This window comes from Pseudomonas sp. GZD-209, from assembly GCF_049310485.1.
GTDB lineage: Bacteria > Pseudomonadota > Gammaproteobacteria > Pseudomonadales > Pseudomonadaceae > Aquipseudomonas > Aquipseudomonas sichuanensis.
In genome coordinates, this window is record NZ_JBMOWQ010000163.1 from 17,250 (window position 1) to 35,240 (window position 17,991).

Below are 17,991 nucleotides of genomic sequence, written 5' to 3' on the forward strand. Positions count from 1 at the left end.
GGCGCGGGCCGCTGGCGCTAATGGCACAGTGCTGTCGCTGATCGTTCGCTAAAGGTCGCTGACAGAGCAGGTCGCCTGATGTGTCAGGTTGATGATGCAATCTCCAAGACCTGACGAGGGGATGCTTTGATGGCGACTTTTACAAAAATGCGACGTTTCCTGGGCGTGGGCACTGCTGTGGTACTGGCCATGAGCACTGCGCAAGCAATGGCCAAGGAAGTCAGCATCGGTTACGTGGATGGTTGGTCCGATAGCGTGGCGACCACCAACGTGGCCGCCGAAGTGATCAGGCAGAAGCTCGGCTACGACGTGAAACTGCAGGCCGTGGCCACCGGCATCATGTGGCAGGGCGTGGCCACCGGCAAACTCGACGCCATGCTGTCGGCCTGGCTGCCGGTCACCCATGGCGAGTACTGGACCAAGAACAAGGACAACGTGGTCGACTTCGGCCCCAACTTCAAGGACGCCAAGATCGGCCTGATCGTCCCCGAATACGTCAAGGCCAATAGCATCGAAGACCTCAAGACCGATCAGAGCTTCAAACAGAAGATCGTCGGCATCGACGCAGGCTCCGGGGTCATGCTCAAGACCGAACAGGCCATCAAGGACTACGACCTGACCGGCTACAAACTGACCGCCAGCTCCGGCGCGGCAATGACCGCCGAGCTTGGCCGGTCCTATGCAAAGCAGCAATCCATCGCCGTCACCGGCTGGGTGCCGCACTGGATGTTCGCCAAGTGGAAACTCAAGTTCCTTGAAGATCCGAAAGGCGTGTATGGCGCCGCCGAAACGGTCAACAGCATCGGTAGCAAGGAACTGGCCACCAAGGCCCCGGAAGTGGCCGAGTTCCTCAAGAAGTTCCAGTGGCAGTCCAAGGATGAGATCGGTGAAGTGATGCTGGCGATCCAGGAAGGCGCCAAGCCGGAAGCGGCGGCCAAGGACTGGGTGGCCAAGCATCCGGAGCGGGTCAAGGAGTGGACCGGTAAGTAACCTGACATCAAGGGCCAATTAGGCCTAGGCCCCTTCGCGGGTAAACCCGCTCCCACAGGATCACCACGCTCCCAAACATCGTGGCGACCTGTGGGAGCGGGTTTACCCGCGAATATGTCGTCACTTTGTTACGCAATCTGTAAAACACCCTTGCATCTAAGACTAAGGTCGTCTGGTTGGCGTCCAGCGGCAGCATAAAGTGGAGTCGGGTTCTCCCTACATCTGTGCTGCTAGGACAAAAACAATGAACGACAGCATTTACCAATCGATACAGAACAGTCCGCGCTTCAAGGAACTGGTCACCAAGCGCGAGCGTTTCGCCTGGATTCTCTCGGCAGTCATGCTCGGCCTCTACTGCGCCTTCATCCTCCTCATCGCCTACGGTCCGCACCTGCTCGGTGCCAAGCTCAGCCCCGGCTCGTCGATCACCTGGGGTATCCCCCTGGGCGTCGGCCTGATCCTTTCGGCGTTCGTGCTTACCGCCATCTACGTGCGTCGCGCCAACGGCGAGTTCGACGAGTTGAACAAGGCAATCCTCGAGGAGGCCAAGCAATGATCCGTCATGCCAAAACTATGGCCGTCCTGGCCTGCGGCGCTTTCGCACCCGCCGTGTGGGCAGCCGATGCCCTGACCGGCGAGGTGCAGAAGCAACCGCTGAACGTTGCCGCGATCGCCATGTTCGTGGCCTTCGTCGCCTTTACCCTGGGCATCACCTACTGGGCCTCCAAGCGCAACAATTCCGCCGCCGACTACTATGCCGCTGGCGGCAAGATCACCGGCTTCCAGAACGGCTTGGCGATTGCCGGCGACTACATGTCGGCAGCCTCGTTCCTGGGTATTTCCGCCCTGGTGTTCACTTCGGGCTACGACGGCCTGATCTACTCCATCGGCTTTTTGGTCGGCTGGCCGATCATCCTGTTCCTGATCGCCGAACGCCTGCGCAACCTGGGCAAGTACACCTTCGCCGACGTTGCCTCGTACCGCCTCGGGCAGAAGGAAATCCGCACCCTGTCGGCCTCCGGCTCGCTGGTGGTGGTGGCGTTCTACCTGATCGCGCAGATGGTCGGTGCCGGCAAGCTGATCGAGCTGCTGTTCGGCCTTGACTACCATGTTGCGGTGATCCTGGTCGGTGTCCTGATGTGCCTGTACGTGCTGTTCGGCGGCATGCTCGCCACCACCTGGGTACAGATCATCAAGGCCGTGCTGCTGCTGTCCGGTGCCAGCTTCATGGCGCTGATGGTGATGAAGCACGTGGGCTTCGACTTCAACACCCTGTTCTCCGAGGCCATCAAGGTGCACGCCAAGGGCGAGGCGATCATGAGCCCGGGCGGCCTGGTCAAGGACCCGATCTCGGCGTTCTCGCTGGGCCTGGCGCTGATGTTCGGTACCGCCGGCCTGCCGCACATCCTGATGCGCTTCTTCACCGTCAGTGACGCCAAGGAAGCTCGCAAGAGCGTGCTCTACGCCACCGGCTTCATCGGTTACTTCTACATCCTGACCTTCATCATCGGCTTCGGCGCGATCCTGCTGGTCAGCACCAACCCGGACTTCAAGGACGCCGCCGGCGCCCTGCTGGGTGGCAACAACATGGCGGCGGTGCACCTGGCCGATGCCGTGGGTGGCAGCATCTTCCTCGGCTTCATCTCGGCCGTGGCCTTCGCCACCATCCTGGCGGTGGTTGCCGGCCTGACCCTGGCCGGTGCCTCGGCGGTGTCCCATGACCTGTACGCCAGCGTCTGGCGCAAGGGCAAGGCCAACGACAAGGACGAGATCCGCGTGTCGAAGATCACCACCATCGCCCTGGGCGTACTGGCGATCGGCCTGGGGATTCTGTTCGAGAAGCAGAACATCGCCTTCATGGTCGGCCTGGCCTTCTCCATCGCCGCCAGCTGCAACTTCCCGGTACTGCTGCTCTCGATGTACTGGAAGAAGCTGACCACCCGCGGCGCCATGATCGGCGGCTGGCTGGGGCTGATCAGTGCGGTGGGCCTGATGGTCCTCGGCCCGACCATCTGGGTACAGATCCTCGGCCACGAGAAAGCCATCTACCCCTACGAGTACCCAGCGCTGTTCTCGATGCTGATCGCCTTTGTCGGTATCTGGTTCTTCTCGGTCACCGACAAGTCCAAGGCTGCCGAAGACGAACGCGCGCTGTTCTACCCGCAGTTCGTCCGCTCGCAGACTGGCCTGGGGGCCAGCGGTGCGGTGTCGCACTGATCCAACCCTGATGTGAAAAACGCCCCGCTTGCGGGGCGTTTTTTTTGTGCGGTGAAAAGCAGGGGAGGTCGACTCGATCTTGGGAAAATTCTTGTTTGATTTAGGACGCATCGTGCATTCGGGGGCCAGGGGCAGGGTGAACAATGTGCCCCAAGGCCCGCAATGGCCGCCTCGCGCGTCTACTCGTACTGCGAGCCAGGAAACCGCTCAACGAAGAGGACAACGCCATGCAAAAAGCCCTCGTGGTGGACGATCACCCTTTCATCCGCGCCAGTGTGTGCCTGCAGTTGCGTCAGGAACGCCTGGACATCATCGGCCAGGCCGACAACGGCGTCGATGCCGTGCAGCTGGCCCGCGAGCACACCCCCGACCTGGTCATCCTCGACATCATCATGCCCGGCCTGGATGGGCTACAGGTCATGGCCCGGTTGCGGGCGCTGCCACAGCCACCGAAGATCCTGGTGCTCACCTCGCAGTTGGCCGAGTGCTTCTCGTTGCGCTGCATGAAGGCCGGGGCTGCCGGCTTCGTGTCGAAGTCCGATGACCTCTGCGAGCTGAGCAAGGCGGTGCTGGCCCTGCGTTCGGGCTACAGCTATTTCCCCGAGGTGTCGCTGAGCTCGGTGAACCGCCAGGACATCCACGCCAGCGAAGCGCAGCGCCTTTCCGGCCTCAGTGACCGGGAAGTGATCATCCTCCAGCACCTGTCGCGGGGCCTGAGCAACAAGGCCATCGGCGAAACCATGCTGCTCAGCAACAAGACCATCAGCACCTACAAGTCCAGGCTGCTGGACAAGCTACGGGTCGGTTCGGTGATCGAACTGGCCGACGTTGCCCGTCGCAACCTGCTGATCTAGTGGTCATCGCGTGGGGCTGATACACAGGGGGCTGCTGGCTGTGTTGTTGTGTTGCGCACCTCTTCTGCCCGCCGATCAACTGCCGCAGTTGCACGGCCGCTCGACCTTCTCCGGCCCCCGGCTGACCCCGGACGAAGCGCAGTTGCGCTGGCTGTGGGCGCGACAGCAACTCAGGCTGGCGGTGGTGAGACCGGACAACCCGCCGCTGGACATCCTCGGTACCGGGCGCGACTACGAAGGGATCAGCGCCGACTATGCCGGGCTGCTGGCCGGGCAACTGCAGATGCCCGTGCAAATTCGTGTGTATGCCTCGCTCAATGCCGCCATCGAGGCGTTGCGGGCGCAAGAAGTGGACCTGCTGGCCAGTGTGACTGCCCGGCAGGCCAGCGATGCCGGCCTGCGGCTGTCGCAAGCCTATGCGCAAGACCTGCCAGTGGTGGTGCTGCGAGAGGATGAACCCGCGGCCGATGTGCCTTTGCGCGTGGCCATGCGCGAAGGTTACCGCAGGCTCGACAGCATACTGGCTCGATATCCTCAGGCGCAGGTCCAGGTATTCCCCTCCACCCGTGCAGCGCTGGGTGCCTTGGCCTTTGGCCAGGCCGACCTTTACCTGGGCGGCGCACTGGAAAGTCAGTACCTGATCGGCAAAGGGCTGGTCGGGCCGCTGGAAGCCTTCGACAGTCCCGACCTGGAAAGCCAGCCGCTGGGGTTCGCCATGCATCCGCACGACACGCCGTTGCACGGCCTGGTCGATGCGGTGCTGGCCAGCATCGAGCCGCAGGAGCATGCGCGCATCCGTCGTCGCTGGGGCGGGCAGGGGCTGGTGGAGCGCGGTCCGCTGCAACTGAGTGACAAGGAGCTGAGTTGGGTACAGGGCCAGGGGCCGTTGCGGGTGCTGCTCAACGATCAGTACCCACCTATCAGCTACCGCGACGGCGAGGGGCGTCTGCGCGGGCTGGCGGTGGATGTGTTGCAGCGCATTGGCCGGCGCACCGGCCTGACCTTCGACCTGGTGGCTGGCGGGACCCTGGAGCGCATGATCGAGCGTACCGCCCGGGGCGAGGCCGATCTGATCGCCGGCGTTACGCCCAGCGATGAACGTGAGCAGCACCTGGCGTTCAGCCGCAGTTTTGCCAGTTCGGCGCAGGTGTTGGTCACTGCGGACAGCGGCGCTGCGGCGTCCAGCCTGGAGCAACTGACCGGGCTGCGCCTGGCCGTGACCCGTAGCGGCTATCCCAAGGCGTATCTGCGCCAGCATTACCCGGACATCCGGCTGGTCGAGTCCGACGGGCCGGTGGATGCGGTCTGGCGCGTGGCCAGCGGCCGTGCCGATGCTGCGCTGGTGCCGATGATCGGGGCCCGGGCGTTGACCGAGCGGCTGGCGCCGACACGCCTGAAGATCAGTGCCAGCCTCACCCTGGAGCCGGCCTATTTCGCTTTCGCCAGCCCACGGGGCGCACTGGAGCTGCAGTCGATCCTCAACAAGGCGCTGCTCAGCCTGTCACCCCAGGAAATGGACGCCTTGGCCCGCCGTTGGCGCAGCGAGGTGATCGTTGCCGACAGTTTCTGGCAACGCTATCGGCTGGCGGTGCTGCAAGGTTTTGCCGCAGTCGCCCTGTCGCTGCTGCTGGCACTGGCCTGGGTCCGCTACCTGCGCGGGCTGGTGCGGGTGCGCGAGCAGGCCGAGCGCGAACTGGCCGACCAGCTGGCGTTCATGCGCGTGATGATCGACGGCACACCGCATCCGATCTACGTCTGCGACCAGCACGGCCGCCTGCTGACCTGCAACAACAGTTACCTGCAGGCCTTGCAGGTCAGCCAGGCGGCGGTCATCGGCCAACCTTTGGGCCAGAGCGACGCCCTGGCCTGGCAGGGCGCCTGGCGCGAGGTGCTGGCCAGCGGCCGGGTGCAGGTCGAAGACCTGCAGGTCAGCCTGGGCGAAGGCGTGCAAAGGACCCTGTCGCACTGGATGCTGCCTTACCGCGGTTTGCGTGATGGCCAGGCCGGGGTGATCGCCGGCTGGATCGATGTCACCGAACGCCAGCACCTGCAAGCGCAGCTGCAGGCGGCCAAGGACGATGCCGACAGCGCCAACCAGGCCAAGACCCACTTCCTTGCCACCATGAGCCACGAGATACGCACACCGCTCAATGCCGTGCTGGGCATGCTCGAGCTGGCCTTGCGCAAGGCCGAGCAGGGAGTACTCGACCGCTTGTCGATCGAAGTCGCCTCGGACGCGGCGCGCAGCCTGCTCGGGCTGATCGGCGACATCCTCGACGTCACTCGCATCGAAACTGGCCATCTGCAACTGGCACCGCAGCCGGGGTGCCTGCAACAGCATGTGGCCGAGGCGGTGCAGTTATTCGAGCAGCAGGCCCGCAGCAAGGGGTTGCAGCTGCTGCTGGAGCTGGAGGGGCCGGCGGACGCCGAGGTGCTGCTCGACCCGCTGCGCTTCAAGCAGATCCTCGCCAACCTGCTGAGCAACGCGATCAAGTTCACCCACCGTGGCAGTGTCCGGGTAAGCCTGCGCAGCACCGTGCAGGCGCGTGCGGTGGCGGTCGAGCTGACCGTGGAGGACACCGGTATCGGCATCCCCGAGGCGGAGCTGTCACGGCTTGGCGGGCTGTTCTGGCAGGCCAGCAACAACCGTCAGTCGGCACGGCGCGGGGCGGGCCTGGGCTTGTCGATCAGCCGTACCTTGTGCGAGTTGATGGGCGGGCACATGCACCTGCGCAGCACCCTGGGCGTGGGCACGCGGATCGATCTGGCACTGCGGCTCGAGCGGGTCGACGCCCGCGAAGCGATGGCGGCGCAGGAGGCGCCCGACGCCCTGCTGGCGAAGAGTGAGAGCTTGCGGGTACTGGTGGTCGATGACTATCCGGCCAATCGCCTGCTGCTGGTCAATCAGCTGGGCTACCTGGGCCATCGCGCCAGCGTTGCCGAAGATGGCGCCCAGGGTTTGCGCGCGTGGTTGCAGGGCGATTTCGATGTGGTGATCAGCGACTGCAACATGCCCGTGCTCGATGGCTACACCCTGGCCCGGGCCATTCGCCTGCACGAGCGTCGGCAGGGGCGCCGGGCCTGCCGGGTGCTGGGGCTGACTGCCAATGCGCTGGTGGGCGAGCGCCAGCGTTGCGAGCGTGCCGGCATGGATGCCTGCCATTTCAAGCCGTTGGGGCTCAAGGCCCTGGCCTTGGCACTGGTGGGCATGCAGCGGGTGAGTGACGACGCGCCCGTGGCCGTGGGCGACGGCTTCGACCTGAGCAGCCTGGAGCGCCTGACCGGGGGGGACCAGCAGGCGCTGGACGCGCTGCTCAATGACCTGCTGGCCAGCAACCGCAAGGACCTCGGCCAACTGCTAAGCCATGGTGAAGACGAGGATCTGGGGGCACTGGCTGCGCTGGCTCACCGGATCAAGGGTGGGGCGCGGATCATTCGCGCCCGCAAGGTGATCGAAGCCTGCGAGCAGGTCGAGCGCAGTTGTGCCGGCGGCACGCTCCCGCCCGGGCAACTGGAGGCCGTTTGCCAGGCGCTGAGTGAGCTCGAAGGGGTGTTGCAGCGCTACAGCATACAGAACAGCGCCGCACGTGACAGGCACGTCGGCCAGGATTGAGCAGTGAGAGGTGGAACATGGAGGTAGTCGGGTTGCGGGTGCTGGTAGTCGAAGAGCACCGCTTCCAGCGGGTGATCGCGGTGAAGACCTTTGGTTACCTGGGGTGTGCCGAGGTGTTGCAGGCACAGGATACCAATGAAGCCCTGCTGTGCCTGCAGCAGGCCGGACGGGTAGATCTGGCGGTGTGTGCCCTGACGGGCGGGAGCGACGGCAGCATGGATACCCTGGAGTTCCTCCACCGGCTGGGCAAGGCCAGGTTGGCGGGGGCGGTGCTGTTGACCTGCAGCCTGAGCCCGAGCATGCGCCGCGGCGTCCAGCAACTGGTGGAGCGGCTAGGCATGCGTTTCATCGCCGACCTGGACCCACCCTTGTCGGTGGAGATGCTGCGCCAGTGCTTGCCGAATCCGCTGCCGGCGGATACCGCCTCACCTCGCCCGGCGGTGCTCTGGCCGGGTGAGGAAGGGGTGCGCCGCGGCATGCGCGACGGGCAGTTCACGGCGTTCTATCTCCCCAGTTTCGACTTGCGCGACGGGCGCATCACGGGCGTCGACCTGATACCGTGCTGGCACCATCCGTTGATGGGGGTGTTGGCAGCGGAGATCTTCCTGCCTGTGGTGGAACGTTGTGGCTTGCTCGATGAGCTGGCGTTGCTCCTGCTTGAGCAGGGCCTGGCGCTGCACAGCGAACTGCAGGCCGAGGGGCGCCGGTTGCGCATCACCTTGCGCCTGAAGGGGCCGCAACTGCTGGACCGCTCGCTGGTGTTGCGTATTCGCACCTTGCTGCACCAGCAGCGCTTCGATATGCGTCGATATGCGTCACCTGTGCTTCGAGCTGAGCGGGCGCAGCCTCTACCACATCACCGTGGTGGAGCTTGAGAATTTGCTGCGCCTGCGGGCGCTGGGCTGCGAGCTGAGCCTGGCCGAGTTCGGCAGCGACCAGGCAGGCAGCCAGCTGTTGTGCCAGCTGCCGTTCACCCGGATCAAACTGGCCGAGCGCTTCATTCGCGGCCTGCCTCACGAAGCCAGGTGCCGTGCAGTGGTGCAGCATTGCCTGAACCTGGCGCTGGCCCTCGAACAGCACCTGACGGTGGTCGGGGTATCCAGCGCCGAACAGCACCTGGCCTTGCTGGGGATGGGCTGCGAGAGCGCCCAGGGCGACTACCTCGCACTGCCGCTGGACCGCGAGGCGCTGTTGCGGCGCCTGCGCGGTGACCTGCGGCTGGTGCCGCCTGGCTAGGTCAGATATGCCCCAGCAACACCAGGATCAACAGCACCACCAGCACTACGCCGACGATGCCCGAAGGGCCATAGCCCCAGCTGCGCGAGTGGGGGAAGACCGGTAAGCCACCGATCAGCAGCAGGATCAGGATGATGATGAGGATCGTGGTCATGGCGGAGTCCTTGCGTGGTTGGGGGTCAAGGGCCGCGGAACAATGCTGGCCGCTCACAATTTCCGACCAGTGCGCGCCGGTAAAAATTCAATCGGCTGTCGGTACACGCAGGCCGGTCCCCCAGAATCGCCCGATACCCCCACATTCAGCTGCCTGATGCGACACCGGCGCAGCCCTGCTTGTCGCTAGACTGCCGGGCATTCCCACTGTTCAGGACAAGGCAGCGACCATGCACAAGCGAATGATGATCACCGGGGCCGGTTCCGGCCTGGGCCGTGAGATTGCCCTGCGCTGGGCCCGTGAGGGCTGGCAGCTGGCGTTGGCCGATGTCAACGAGGTGGGCCTGCGCGAGACCCTGGAGCAGGTGCGCGCCGCCGGTGGCGACGGTTTTGCCCAGCGCTGCGACGTGCGCGACTACAGCCAGCTCACCGCCCTGGCACAGGCCTGCGAACAGCGTCTGGGGGGCTGCGACGTGATCGTCAACAACGCGGGGGTGGCCTCGGGCGGCTTCTTCAGCGAGCTGTCGCTGGAAGACTGGGACTGGCAGATCGCGGTCAACCTGATGGGCGTGGTCAAGGGTTGCAAGGCGTTCCTGCCGCTGCTCGAACGCAGCCGCGGACGGATCATCAACATTGCCTCCATGGCCGCGCTGATGCAGGGCCCGGGCATGAGCAACTACAACGTGGCCAAGGCCGGGGTGCTGGCGCTGTCGGAAAGCCTGCTGGTGGAACTGCGCCAGGTCGGGGTGGCGGTGCACGTGGTCTGCCCGTCGTTCTTCCAGACCAACCTGCTGGATTCGTTCCGTGGGCCGACCCCGGCAATGAAAGCCCAGGTGGGCAAGTTGCTGGAAGGCTCGCCCATCAGCGCTGCCGATATTGCCGAGTACATTCATGCACAGGTGGCCGCCGGCGAGTTCCTCATCCTGCCCCATGAATCCGGGCGCCAGGCGTGGCAGCTCAAGTGCCAGGCGCCCCAGCGGCTGTATGACGAAATGGCCGATATGGCGGTCAAGATGCGCGCCAAGGCCGGCAAAAGTGCTGGTTGAGCCGCATTTTTGTAGGACCTTTTACCTCCGTCGGTAGGCTAGGTCTCTTTCACCCTGGAGTGATTGAGTAGGAGAAAGCCATCAAGGCAGTCTCCGGTTTTCCCTATGGCTGGAGGATCGGAGCATGTTGGTAATCGGACGTGAAGTGGGTGAGGTGATTTTCATCGGAGACGACATCAGCATCCAGGTGGTGTCGGTCGAGAATGGCCAGGTGCGCTTCGGCATCAGCGCACCGCGCCATGTCGATGTGCACCGGGTGGAGGTGTACGAACGGATCAAGGAGCAGCAGGCGAAAGCGCGGGCCTGAAAAAGGCCTGGGGCCTAGGGTGCCAGCAGTTCCGGCGGCACATCATGCCGGGCCAGCAGCTGGCATTGCTCGCTCTCGAAATCGAACAGGATGAATGCCTGTTTCCTGGCCAGCGCCTGGCGCACCCGCAGCACACGGGTTTCCAGTGGCGTGTCGTCGCCGTTGTCGGTGCCGTCGCGGGTGACGAAGTCCTCGATCAGGCGGGTGAGGGTGTCGGCTTCGAGTTGCTCGTAGGGGATCAGCATGGCGATGGGCAGTGGTGGTGGGAATGTGCGCATGCTACGTGAAATCGGCAATGGCTGCCTGGGGCGGGGGGTGACCTTATCGTCGGCATGCCGGCGATAAGGTCCGTGGCTTCAACGGCGCAGCGCTGCGCTCAATGCCGAGGTGGCGCCATCAGCGGTGGTGACGGTCGCGGTGAAGCTTTGCAGCCCTTCGCTTTGTTCAAGCGCCTGAGCAAACCGAGCCTGCCCCTTGGCATCGCTGTTCACCAGCACTTCACCCAGATACTGCTCGGCCTCGGTCGCCTCAGCCTGGGCATTACCGAACAGCTCGACCCGCAGCAGGCTTGATGCCGGCCCCTGCACCTCGCCGCGCAGCAGGCTTGATGCCGGCCCCTGCACCTCGCCGCGCAGCACATTGCCTTGCAGGGCGAGCAGTGTCGGTGGCTGCTGGTTATGGTTGGGCAGCGGCTGGCAGGGTTTGGGTTCGCCCTTGCCGTCGCAGATGATGGCCTGGTCCTGCTTCGCCAACTGCGCCCCGATGCCGCGCGAACCCACGTACAGCGCGTGGGCCTGGGCCGGCACGCCGAAGACGATGGCGCCGGTGCGCTGGTCGGCCACGCACGAGCCCCCGGCCTCGCAGCGGCGGATATCCTGGCTGTTGCCCCAGATGCGGTTGGCGGTGAGGCGGGTGGCGGTGATGTCCGGCTCCGGGCGCAGCGCCACGCCGATGCGGTTGCCGTGGATCAGGTTGCCGTCGAGGATATTGCCCTCGCCGGTGACACTGACGCCGATGGAGTTGCCGCTGAAGGTGTTGGCGGCCAGGTAGTTGCGCTTGCCCCAGTTGATCTGCAGGCCGTCGGAGTAATTTTCGAAGCGGTTACGCACCACGCTGTTGTCGTTGCCCAGCAGGATCTCGATGCCCTGGGAGGGTTCCGGGTTGGCCGGGGTGGAGCGGAACAGGTTGTCGGCCACCAGGTTGAAGGCTGCGCCACGGGTCAGCTCCAGGCCATCGCCGTTGTCGATCAGTTGGTTGCGCAGGACCTTGTTGTTGTTCGTGGTGGTGGCGGTCGGGTTGCCGGCGCCATCGTCGCCGGTCAGCATGATGCCGGCGCCGCCCTTGTTGGCGACGATCCGGTTGTCTTCGATGACGTTGTGGCTGGCGCGGTTGACCAGGATGCCGATGCAGAAGTTGCGCACTTCCAGGCCCTGCAGGTGCACGCCTTGGGTATCGCGCAGCACCAGGCCGGGGTTGGTGGTGGTGCGCACATTGGTGCCGTACTGGCCGGGCAGGGCGCCAGGGCAGGTGTGTACGCCCTGGTCCTTGATATAAGCCGAGCCATCGAGGGTGATGTACTGGCCGTCGCGGGCCCAGGCCAGGCCGGTGATGCTGACCGGCCCCTTGATTTCCGGCAACGCTCGGGCCGGCCGGATCACATGGGGCGGTTTACCCACGGCGGCGATATCGATGCGGTAGTGGCCGGGGTTCAGGTTGCTGGTTTCAATGGCCCAGCGCAGGGTGCCGGGTTGGCCGTCGTCGGCATAGCGGTTGACGGTCAGCGTCTGCATTTGGGCAGGCGCAACGGCGTGGGCGGACAAGGGGAGTAGCGGCAGCAGGGCTGCCAGCGCGGGCATCAAGCGCATGGTGCGGGGTTCCACTGACTGTTTGTTGTTATGCGCCGCGCCGTGTTCGGGCGGGCTGTGTGGGGCGATTCTAGGGCAGCCGTTCGGCTTCGCGGCGCCGTGGCAGGTGAATCGGTGCGGTATTCGCCCGCTGTTTGCCGTTCGGCTGGCGGCAATCGAACCGATTGAAACTCTGGCAGAGGGGCGCGGGTCGACCCACTGTCGGCACGATTTCCCGTGTCTTTCGCGCAAGGAGACATCCCATGAGTGGCACCAAAGACAAAGCCAAAGGTCTGGCCAACGAGGCCGTGGGCAACATCAAGCAAGGCGTCGGCAAGGTGACCGACAATGATCGGCTGCGCGCCGAAGGCAAGGCCCAGGAGCTCAAGGGCGAGGCGCAGCAGGCAGTGGGAAAGGCCAAGGATGCGTTGAAGAAGCCATGACCCTGAAGCGCTGATCGCGGGGCAAGCCCGCTCCCACGACGTGGGGGCGGGTGTGGCGTTTTTCTTAACCTGCGCACTGAGCAACCACAGCTGCGGCAGGGTCTATTAGACTTGTCTGCATTGACAGGCCTTCCCCTGTCGTGAGCCAGACCCTCAGACGATCAAGCGGCGAAAGGAGACGCTATGATTTTCCCCGACCTGCGCGGCCTGCCCCTGCACCGCGTGCTGGTGCGCACCGTCAAGGAGTTCCTTGACGACGAGATGTCCACTTACGCCTCCGCGCTGGCCTACCAGATGCTGTTCTCGCTGTTCCCCTTCCTGCTGTTCCTGATCGCCCTGATCGGTTTCCTGCATTTGCCGGATTTCTTCTCCTGGCTGCGCCTGCAGTCTGAGCTGGTGCTGCCACCCCAGGCGCTGGAGCAGGTCAACCCGGTGATCGACCAGTTGCAGCAATCCAAAGGCGGTTTGCTCTCGGTGGGTATCGTGATTGCCCTGTGGACCGCGTCGGCGGGCGTGCGCCTGATGATGAGCGCGATGAACGCCGCGTATGACGTGCCCGAGGGGCGGCCGTTGTGGAAGCGGATTCCGTTGTCGGTGATCTACACCATCGGCATCGCCGGCATGCTGCTGGCCGCCGCTGCGCTGATGGTGCTCGGGCCGCAGGTCATGGAGTGGATCGCCGCCCAGGTGGGCCTGCAGGAGGCGGTGGTCATCGTCTGGACCGTGCTGCGCTGGCCGGCGATCATCATCCTGATGATGGTGGCGGTGGCGCTGATCTATTTTGTGATGCCCGACGTGAAGCAGAAGTTTCGCTTCATCACCCCAGGCTCGGTGCTGGCGGTGGTGGTGTGGATCATCGCGTCATTGGGCTTTGCCTATTACGTGAAGACCTTCGCCGATTACAACGCCATGTACGGCAGCATTGGTGCGATCATCGTGCTCTTGCTGTACTTCTACATTTCTGCCGCCGTGCTGTTGCTGGGTGCGGAGATGAACGCGGTGATCGAGCACATGTCGAGCGAGGGCAAGAACCCTGGCGAGAAGGGCTTTGCCCATGACAATCCGCAGGAAACCATCACCGTACTTGGCCATGAACACCCGGTGACACCCGAACCTCACCCCCACGAGTCGAACACCCGATGATCCGTGACATCCTCAAGATGGGCGACGAACGCCTGCTGCGCATCGCCCCGCCCGTGCCCGCCAAGATGATCGGCAGCGCCGAACTGCAACAGTTGATCGACGACATGTTCGAGACCATGCGTCATGTCGGCGGGGTGGGGCTTGCGGCGCCGCAGATTGGTATCGACCTGCAACTGGTGATCTTCGGTTTCGAGCGCAGCGAGCGCTACCCGGACGCCGAGCCGGTGCCCACGACCATTCTGTTGAACCCGGTGATCACGCCGCTGGCCACGGAGGTCGAGGACGGTTGGGAAGGCTGCCTGTCGGTGCCGGGCCTGCGGGGTGTGGTGCCACGTTACAAGCACATCAGCTATTCGGGCATCGACCCGCAGGGCAACCCGATCAACCGCTTCGCCGACGGCTTCCATGCCCGGGTGGTGCAGCATGAATGCGACCACCTGATCGGCCGGCTCTACCCCTCGCGCATCCAGGATTTCAGCAAGTTCGGCTACACCGAGGTGCTGTTCCCCGGGCTTGATGTGGCCGAGGACTGATTGCGCACCAGCGCCACCAATGGCTTGCTGCGCCGGTACCGGGCCAGGCGCGAGGCCAGGGCTTCGGGCAACTGCTCGGTAACGCTGAAGCCCAGACGCTCATAGAAGGCTGCCAGTTGCGGCTCACAGAACAGCCAGGTGGGCCCAGCACTGCCTTGCAGGCCTGCTTCAATCAGCCGTGCTGCCACCCGCTGGCAACGCCAGCCCGGCGCGACGAACAGCCCGGTCAGCCAGCGGCCGCCCGCCACGCTTATCAGGTTCATCCCTGCGATCATGTCGCCTGCGCGCGCTACCCACTGCTCGCCCTCGCCGGCGGCGCGCATGCGTGAGCCGTGCTGGCGGTAGAAATGGTCCAGCAGGCGGCGTTGCAGGTGAGGGAGGTGAGTGAAGGTCAGTGTGGGCATGGTCAAAGGCGATGCAATGGCGGGTAACGATCTGGGCCTGGCTTTGTCGCAGATTGTTGCAAAACCGGCAAGGGTGATTGTCCTACTTCGGGGTTCAACTATTCCAGGCGGGGAGTAGACTTTTCCTCATCCCCCCAGCAGTACGACACAGCGGGATCGGTACTTCGTGTCATCTGCATCGCCGATGACAACTTCTCCGCGCCATTGACGGCATCAGAAGTCACTCGATCAGCTTGCTAGCCATCAAGGTCGTTGCCCATGAAAGCCCTACTGATTCTTGCATTGGTCGGTATGTCCTCGTTCGCCCTGGCAGACGAGGCCAAGCCCGCCACCAGCCAACCCGTGGTCGAGCAGTATGACTACTCCACCAACCTCGACATCAAGCGCGTGATCAACCTGTCGACCATTCCCAACGTCTGTGAAGTGGTACCCGCCACCATGACCTATGAGGATCATCAAGGGCAGGTGCACACGCTGCAGTACCGTGCCATGGGCGAGGGTTGCCAGCAGGGTTGAGCCTGAACTTGCAAGTCTGCCCGTAGGAGCGGCCTTGTGTCGCGAAAGGGCCGCTCCTACAGTGGACGTGCAAGTTCATTGTGTGGGGTTTACCCGCGAAGCGCCGCGTGTGCGGTGCTCGATCTTGAGAGCGCTGCAAATCCGTCGTCATGCTCCAAGGCAGGCGTCGCCTCTCTCACCGTAGAGCCGTAGCCAAAACAGATGTGGAGGCTCAGTGATTCATCCCCAACTGCGCATCATCCAGCAGCGCCTTGGCCAGCGCGCTCAGGCAATACGATGCCCACAGCAGTTGCGGCTTTTCCTCCGTGATCCCACTGATGGTCAGGTCGCGCACGCAGCCCATCAGCTCTGAAGCCTGGTCCCGCGCATGTTGGCAGGGGATGCCGGGCTCGATGCAGAACAACGGAGCGGTCATCCCTTCGCCTTGGTAGAACTTGGTCTTGCCCACAGTGGTGCGGGGCGTGGTGTCGTCTGTGTTCATTGCTCACTCTCCCTGAAATGATCGGTGCCTGGGCGGGCCCTATCGCGGGTCAAGCCCGCTCCCACGCAGGCATAACGCTGCGGGCTGGGGGGGCGTGGGAGCGGGCTTGCCCCGCGATAGCGCCAGCCCAGACGACGCATGACCAACGGCCTAGTGAAACGCCCGGCGCTCCATCTGCGGCATCTGCACCTGAATCAACGCCGACTCGAGCAGCACCCGCAGCGCTTCGATCTCATGCATCAACGCCATGATCAGAATTGACGCGGGCGGCTTGGGCTGGACCGAAATGGCCTGTTGCGCCACAGCCTGTGCGCACAAGGCGTATTCCGCGGCCTGGATGAGGGTGTTTTCGAGAGAGTGATGGTTGTGGGGTGGATCGGGGACGATCTTCAACATGGTGAACTCCCAGCTTCATGAAATGAAGCCACCACGATTTGCTGTCAAACAAGAGGGTGGCGGCGGTACGTGGGTTGACAGACCGAGGAAGCTAGGAACCCGGCGCACTCGAAAGTGCCCCACGCACAACCGCCATAAAAGCCAATTGATGCGTTGGTAACTTCGGTCGGCCTGTCAAAGCCGGTCGTTGATTTTGCAACGACCGGCCGAGACTAAAAGCCGACTCAGACCACCGCAATGGCTTGAAAGGGGTTGGGAGTATGTTTGGGAAATGGACTACGGGGAATGGGGAAAGTCTTAAAGACTTGGGGGCAAGATTGAATCAGTGAAGAGGGCGCCACTGTCGTGGCGCATCGCTGGCAAGCCAGCCCCCACAGTGGGCGGCGCAAGGTTCAGGCATGGCGCGTACCTGTGGGAGCCGGCTTGCCGGCGATGAGGTCCGTACAGGCAGGGACTGTCAGTTTTTTTGTGTTCGGGCCGGTAATGGCCTGCCGCTAGGCAGGCCATGATTTTCACCAGGTCGGCCTGATGAACCGATCTCCGTACAGAATCGCAAACTGATTCATTGCACTTTTCCAATCATGCGCCGCCGAGCCCCAATTCGCCGTGATGTTTCGCAGCCCCAGCCAGATCAGTTTGGTGGCTGCGTCATCGTTCGGAAAATGGCCCCGGGTCTTGATGATCTTGCGTAGCTGAGCATTGATGCTCTCAATGGCGTTGGTGGTGTAAATCACCTTCCTGATGGCCGGTGGGAAGACGAAAAATGGAATCACTCGATCCCAGGCGCGCCTCCAGGCAGCCACCACCGTCGGATATTTCTCGCCCCACGGCCCGCTCTCAAACTCATCGAGTGCTTGCTCAGCCGCTTCGGCATTGATGGCTTGGTAAATCGGTTTCAGCGCTTTGGCCAGCTCTCGACGCTTGTCCCACGCCGCATAGTCCAGGCTGTTGCGGATCAGGTGCACGATGCATGTCTGCAACGTCGTCTCTGGAAATACTGCGCTGAGGGCTTCTGGCATGCCTTTGAGGCCGTCGGTCACGGCAATCAGCACGTCCTCGACGCCACGCTTCTTGAGATCGTTAAAGACCTTCATCCAGAACTTTGCACCCTCGGTGTTCTCGATCCAGATGCCCAGGATATCGCGCGTCCCGTCGGGAAGAACGCCCAGCGCCAGGTAAATGGCCTTATTGCGCACCAGGCCTTCTTCGCGGATCTTCACCCGCAGCGCATCGAAGAAAATGACCGGGTACATCGGCTCCAGTGGCCGCTGCTGCCACGCGCCAATCTCTTCCATGACCTCGTCTGTCACAGAGCTGATGAAATCGGGTGAAACGTCGGTTCCATACTGCTCGGACAGGAAGGCCCGTATCTCTCTGACCGTCATTCCACGGGCGTACATGGCGATGATTTTGTCATCGAATCCGGTGTAACGGCGCTCATGCTTGGGGATCAGAATGGGCGAGAAGCTGCCGTCACGGTCCCGAGGGATATCCAGCCGTAGCGGGCCATCGCCTGTCAGCACAGTCTTGCCACTCGTGCCATTGCGCTGGTTGGTCTCATCCTCTGGGCGCTGCGCGCCCGGAGGATAGCCCAGGTGATGACCAAGTTCGGCGTTCAGGGCTCGCTCGATCAGTGCTTTCTTGAAGGCGGCAGAGGCCTCCTCAATGGCCTCGGCGGTCATCAGCGGGGTCGCGGAAAACTGTTCAAGCAGCTCTTTCGGGACCTTCGGTAACTCTCGAAGCGGTTTCTTTTTGGTTGGCATACATGCACCTCTTACTCATGGTATGCCCGAACACAAAATTTCTGACACCCTC

Annotated in this window: 20 protein-coding genes; 13 read left to right on the forward strand and 7 right to left on the reverse strand. The window is 63.5% G+C overall.

Annotation, left to right across the window (positions count from 1 at the left end):
- Nucleotides 1-129: 129 nt before the first annotated feature.
- The 7 genes from ACO6VM_RS18655 (at nucleotide 130) to ACO6VM_RS18685 (ending at nucleotide 8,910) form a co-directional block, all read left to right on the forward strand.
- Complete coding sequence (locus ACO6VM_RS18655; RefSeq protein ID WP_401056610.1) at nucleotides 130-990, forward strand: glycine betaine ABC transporter substrate-binding protein; 861 nt, start codon at nucleotides 130-132, stop codon at nucleotides 988-990.
- Nucleotides 991-1,234: 244 nt separating this feature from the next.
- Nucleotides 1,235-1,546: a DUF485 domain-containing protein gene (locus tag ACO6VM_RS18660; protein WP_323828553.1), complete on the forward strand. Its 312-nt coding sequence runs from the start codon at nucleotides 1,235-1,237 to the stop codon at nucleotides 1,544-1,546.
- Nucleotides 1,543-3,207 (forward strand): cation acetate symporter, encoded by a 1,665-nt coding sequence (locus tag ACO6VM_RS18665; protein WP_401056608.1) that lies wholly within the window; start codon nucleotides 1,543-1,545, stop codon nucleotides 3,205-3,207. The genes ACO6VM_RS18660 and ACO6VM_RS18665 overlap by 4 nt, the downstream gene beginning before the upstream one ends.
- A gap of 227 nt (nucleotides 3,208-3,434) precedes the next feature.
- Nucleotides 3,435-4,061 (forward strand): response regulator transcription factor, encoded by a 627-nt coding sequence (locus ACO6VM_RS18670; RefSeq protein WP_125465111.1) that lies wholly within the window; start codon nucleotides 3,435-3,437, stop codon nucleotides 4,059-4,061.
- Nucleotides 4,062-4,107: 46 nt separating this feature from the next.
- Nucleotides 4,108-7,674: a transporter substrate-binding domain-containing protein gene (locus tag ACO6VM_RS18675; RefSeq protein ID WP_401056606.1), complete on the forward strand. Its 3,567-nt coding sequence runs from the start codon at nucleotides 4,108-4,110 to the stop codon at nucleotides 7,672-7,674.
- Nucleotides 7,675-7,691: 17 nt separating this feature from the next.
- Nucleotides 7,692-8,549, forward strand: coding sequence for an EAL domain-containing protein (locus ACO6VM_RS18680; protein WP_422403628.1), 858 nt, complete (start codon nucleotides 7,692-7,694; stop codon nucleotides 8,547-8,549).
- Nucleotides 8,485-8,910, forward strand: a complete 426-nt coding sequence (locus ACO6VM_RS18685; protein WP_422403629.1) for an EAL domain-containing protein — start codon at nucleotides 8,485-8,487, stop codon at nucleotides 8,908-8,910. Before ACO6VM_RS18680 ends, ACO6VM_RS18685 begins: the two co-directional genes overlap by 65 nt.
- Before the next feature lies 1 nt (nucleotide 8,911).
- Here ACO6VM_RS18685 and ACO6VM_RS18690 read toward each other — a convergent pair whose 3' ends face one another.
- Nucleotides 8,912-9,064: a DUF3309 family protein gene (locus ACO6VM_RS18690; protein WP_110996334.1), complete on the reverse strand. Its 153-nt coding sequence runs from the start codon at nucleotides 9,062-9,064 to the stop codon at nucleotides 8,912-8,914.
- Nucleotides 9,065-9,293: 229 nt separating this feature from the next.
- On the opposite strand from ACO6VM_RS18690, the gene ACO6VM_RS18695 reads away from it, so the two are divergent.
- Both ACO6VM_RS18695 and csrA read left to right on the forward strand, forming a co-directional pair.
- Nucleotides 9,294-10,109, forward strand: coding sequence for an SDR family oxidoreductase (locus ACO6VM_RS18695; RefSeq protein ID WP_401056602.1), 816 nt, complete (start codon nucleotides 9,294-9,296; stop codon nucleotides 10,107-10,109).
- Nucleotides 10,110-10,233: 124 nt separating this feature from the next.
- Entirely contained in the window at nucleotides 10,234-10,416 is a 183-nt protein-coding gene (gene csrA / locus ACO6VM_RS18700; protein ID WP_390967950.1) for a carbon storage regulator CsrA, read from the forward strand.
- Between the two features lie 14 nt (nucleotides 10,417-10,430).
- Here csrA and ACO6VM_RS18705 read toward each other — a convergent pair whose 3' ends face one another.
- Both ACO6VM_RS18705 and ACO6VM_RS18710 read right to left on the reverse strand, forming a co-directional pair.
- Nucleotides 10,431-10,661, reverse strand: coding sequence for a YheU family protein (locus tag ACO6VM_RS18705; protein ID WP_125466238.1), 231 nt, complete (start codon nucleotides 10,659-10,661; stop codon nucleotides 10,431-10,433).
- A 111-nt stretch (nucleotides 10,662-10,772) separates the two neighbouring features.
- Nucleotides 10,773-12,281: a NosD domain-containing protein gene (locus tag ACO6VM_RS18710; protein ID WP_422403630.1), complete on the reverse strand. Its 1,509-nt coding sequence runs from the start codon at nucleotides 12,279-12,281 to the stop codon at nucleotides 10,773-10,775.
- 242 nt (nucleotides 12,282-12,523) lie between these two features.
- Between ACO6VM_RS18710 and ACO6VM_RS18715 the strand changes: the two genes are divergently transcribed.
- From ACO6VM_RS18715 to def, 3 genes are all read left to right on the forward strand, one after another.
- Nucleotides 12,524-12,703 (forward strand): CsbD family protein, encoded by a 180-nt coding sequence (locus tag ACO6VM_RS18715; RefSeq protein ID WP_125465105.1) that lies wholly within the window; start codon nucleotides 12,524-12,526, stop codon nucleotides 12,701-12,703.
- A 183-nt stretch (nucleotides 12,704-12,886) separates the two neighbouring features.
- A complete protein-coding gene (locus ACO6VM_RS18720; protein ID WP_347148555.1) occupies nucleotides 12,887-13,846 on the forward strand; it encodes a YihY/virulence factor BrkB family protein in 960 nt (319 codons plus the stop codon).
- The gene (gene def / locus ACO6VM_RS18725; protein ID WP_401056598.1) at nucleotides 13,843-14,379 is read left to right on the forward strand and encodes a peptide deformylase; all 537 of its coding nucleotides are present in this window, start codon (nucleotides 13,843-13,845) and stop codon (nucleotides 14,377-14,379) included. The genes ACO6VM_RS18720 and def overlap by 4 nt, the downstream gene beginning before the upstream one ends.
- Here the strand turns inward: def and ACO6VM_RS18730 are convergent.
- Nucleotides 14,334-14,702 carry a GNAT family N-acetyltransferase gene (locus tag ACO6VM_RS18730; protein WP_401056782.1) on the reverse strand — a complete coding sequence of 123 codons (369 nt, stop codon included), beginning with the start codon at nucleotides 14,700-14,702 and terminating at the stop codon, nucleotides 14,334-14,336. The two genes, def and ACO6VM_RS18730, sit on opposite strands and share 46 nt — an antisense overlap.
- Nucleotides 14,703-15,041: 339 nt before the next feature.
- Here ACO6VM_RS18730 and ACO6VM_RS18735 point away from each other — a divergent pair, with 339 nt between their 5' ends.
- Nucleotides 15,042-15,299: a DUF2790 domain-containing protein gene (locus ACO6VM_RS18735; RefSeq protein ID WP_347148552.1), complete on the forward strand. Its 258-nt coding sequence runs from the start codon at nucleotides 15,042-15,044 to the stop codon at nucleotides 15,297-15,299.
- Nucleotides 15,300-15,510: 211 nt separating this feature from the next.
- Here the strand turns inward: ACO6VM_RS18735 and ACO6VM_RS18740 are convergent, their stop codons facing one another.
- The 3 genes from ACO6VM_RS18740 to ACO6VM_RS18750 form a co-directional block, all read right to left on the reverse strand.
- Nucleotides 15,511-15,780: a DUF3077 domain-containing protein gene (locus tag ACO6VM_RS18740; RefSeq protein ID WP_401056596.1), complete on the reverse strand. Its 270-nt coding sequence runs from the start codon at nucleotides 15,778-15,780 to the stop codon at nucleotides 15,511-15,513.
- 150 nt (nucleotides 15,781-15,930) lie between these two features.
- On the reverse strand, nucleotides 15,931-16,176 hold the full coding sequence (locus ACO6VM_RS18745; RefSeq protein ID WP_401056595.1) for a hypothetical protein: 246 nt from the start codon (nucleotides 16,174-16,176) through the stop codon (nucleotides 15,931-15,933).
- 512 nt (nucleotides 16,177-16,688) lie between these two features.
- Nucleotides 16,689-17,939, reverse strand: coding sequence for an IS256 family transposase (locus ACO6VM_RS18750; protein ID WP_401061024.1), 1,251 nt, complete (start codon nucleotides 17,937-17,939; stop codon nucleotides 16,689-16,691).
- Nucleotides 17,940-17,991: the final 52 nt, after the last annotated feature.

Bases quoted from the DNA above. Each gene is read 5' to 3' on its own strand.
- ACO6VM_RS18680 (WP_422403628.1), top strand. From the start codon at position 7,692: ATGGAGGTAGTCGGGTTGCGGGTGCTGGTAGTCGAAGAGCACCGCTTC.
- ACO6VM_RS18665 (WP_401056608.1), top strand. From the start codon at position 1,543: ATGATCCGTCATGCCAAAACTATGGCCGTCCTGGCCTGCGGCGCTTTC.
- ACO6VM_RS18745 (WP_401056595.1), bottom strand. From the start codon at position 16,176: ATGTTGAAGATCGTCCCCGATCCACCCCACAACCATCACTCTCTCGAA.
- ACO6VM_RS18750 (WP_401061024.1), bottom strand. From the start codon at position 17,939: ATGCCAACCAAAAAGAAACCGCTTCGAGAGTTACCGAAGGTCCCGAAA.
- ACO6VM_RS18660 (WP_323828553.1), top strand. From the start codon at position 1,235: ATGAACGACAGCATTTACCAATCGATACAGAACAGTCCGCGCTTCAAG.
- ACO6VM_RS18670 (WP_125465111.1), top strand. From the start codon at position 3,435: ATGCAAAAAGCCCTCGTGGTGGACGATCACCCTTTCATCCGCGCCAGT.
- ACO6VM_RS18690 (WP_110996334.1), bottom strand. From the start codon at position 9,064: ATGACCACGATCCTCATCATCATCCTGATCCTGCTGCTGATCGGTGGC.
- ACO6VM_RS18705 (WP_125466238.1), bottom strand. From the start codon at position 10,661: ATGCTGATCCCCTACGAGCAACTCGAAGCCGACACCCTCACCCGCCTG.
- csrA (WP_390967950.1), top strand. From the start codon at position 10,234: ATGTTGGTAATCGGACGTGAAGTGGGTGAGGTGATTTTCATCGGAGAC.
- ACO6VM_RS18715 (WP_125465105.1), top strand. From the start codon at position 12,524: ATGAGTGGCACCAAAGACAAAGCCAAAGGTCTGGCCAACGAGGCCGTG.
- ACO6VM_RS18685 (WP_422403629.1), top strand. From the start codon at position 8,485: ATGCGTCACCTGTGCTTCGAGCTGAGCGGGCGCAGCCTCTACCACATC.
- ACO6VM_RS18740 (WP_401056596.1), bottom strand. From the start codon at position 15,780: ATGAACACAGACGACACCACGCCCCGCACCACTGTGGGCAAGACCAAG.
- ACO6VM_RS18730 (WP_401056782.1), bottom strand. From the start codon at position 14,702: ATGCGCGCCGCCGGCGAGGGCGAGCAGTGGGTAGCGCGCGCAGGCGAC.
- def (WP_401056598.1), top strand. From the start codon at position 13,843: ATGATCCGTGACATCCTCAAGATGGGCGACGAACGCCTGCTGCGCATC.
- ACO6VM_RS18735 (WP_347148552.1), top strand. From the start codon at position 15,042: ATGAAAGCCCTACTGATTCTTGCATTGGTCGGTATGTCCTCGTTCGCC.
- ACO6VM_RS18720 (WP_347148555.1), top strand. From the start codon at position 12,887: ATGATTTTCCCCGACCTGCGCGGCCTGCCCCTGCACCGCGTGCTGGTG.
- ACO6VM_RS18710 (WP_422403630.1), bottom strand. From the start codon at position 12,281: ATGCGCTTGATGCCCGCGCTGGCAGCCCTGCTGCCGCTACTCCCCTTG.
- ACO6VM_RS18695 (WP_401056602.1), top strand. From the start codon at position 9,294: ATGCACAAGCGAATGATGATCACCGGGGCCGGTTCCGGCCTGGGCCGT.
- ACO6VM_RS18655 (WP_401056610.1), top strand. From the start codon at position 130: ATGGCGACTTTTACAAAAATGCGACGTTTCCTGGGCGTGGGCACTGCT.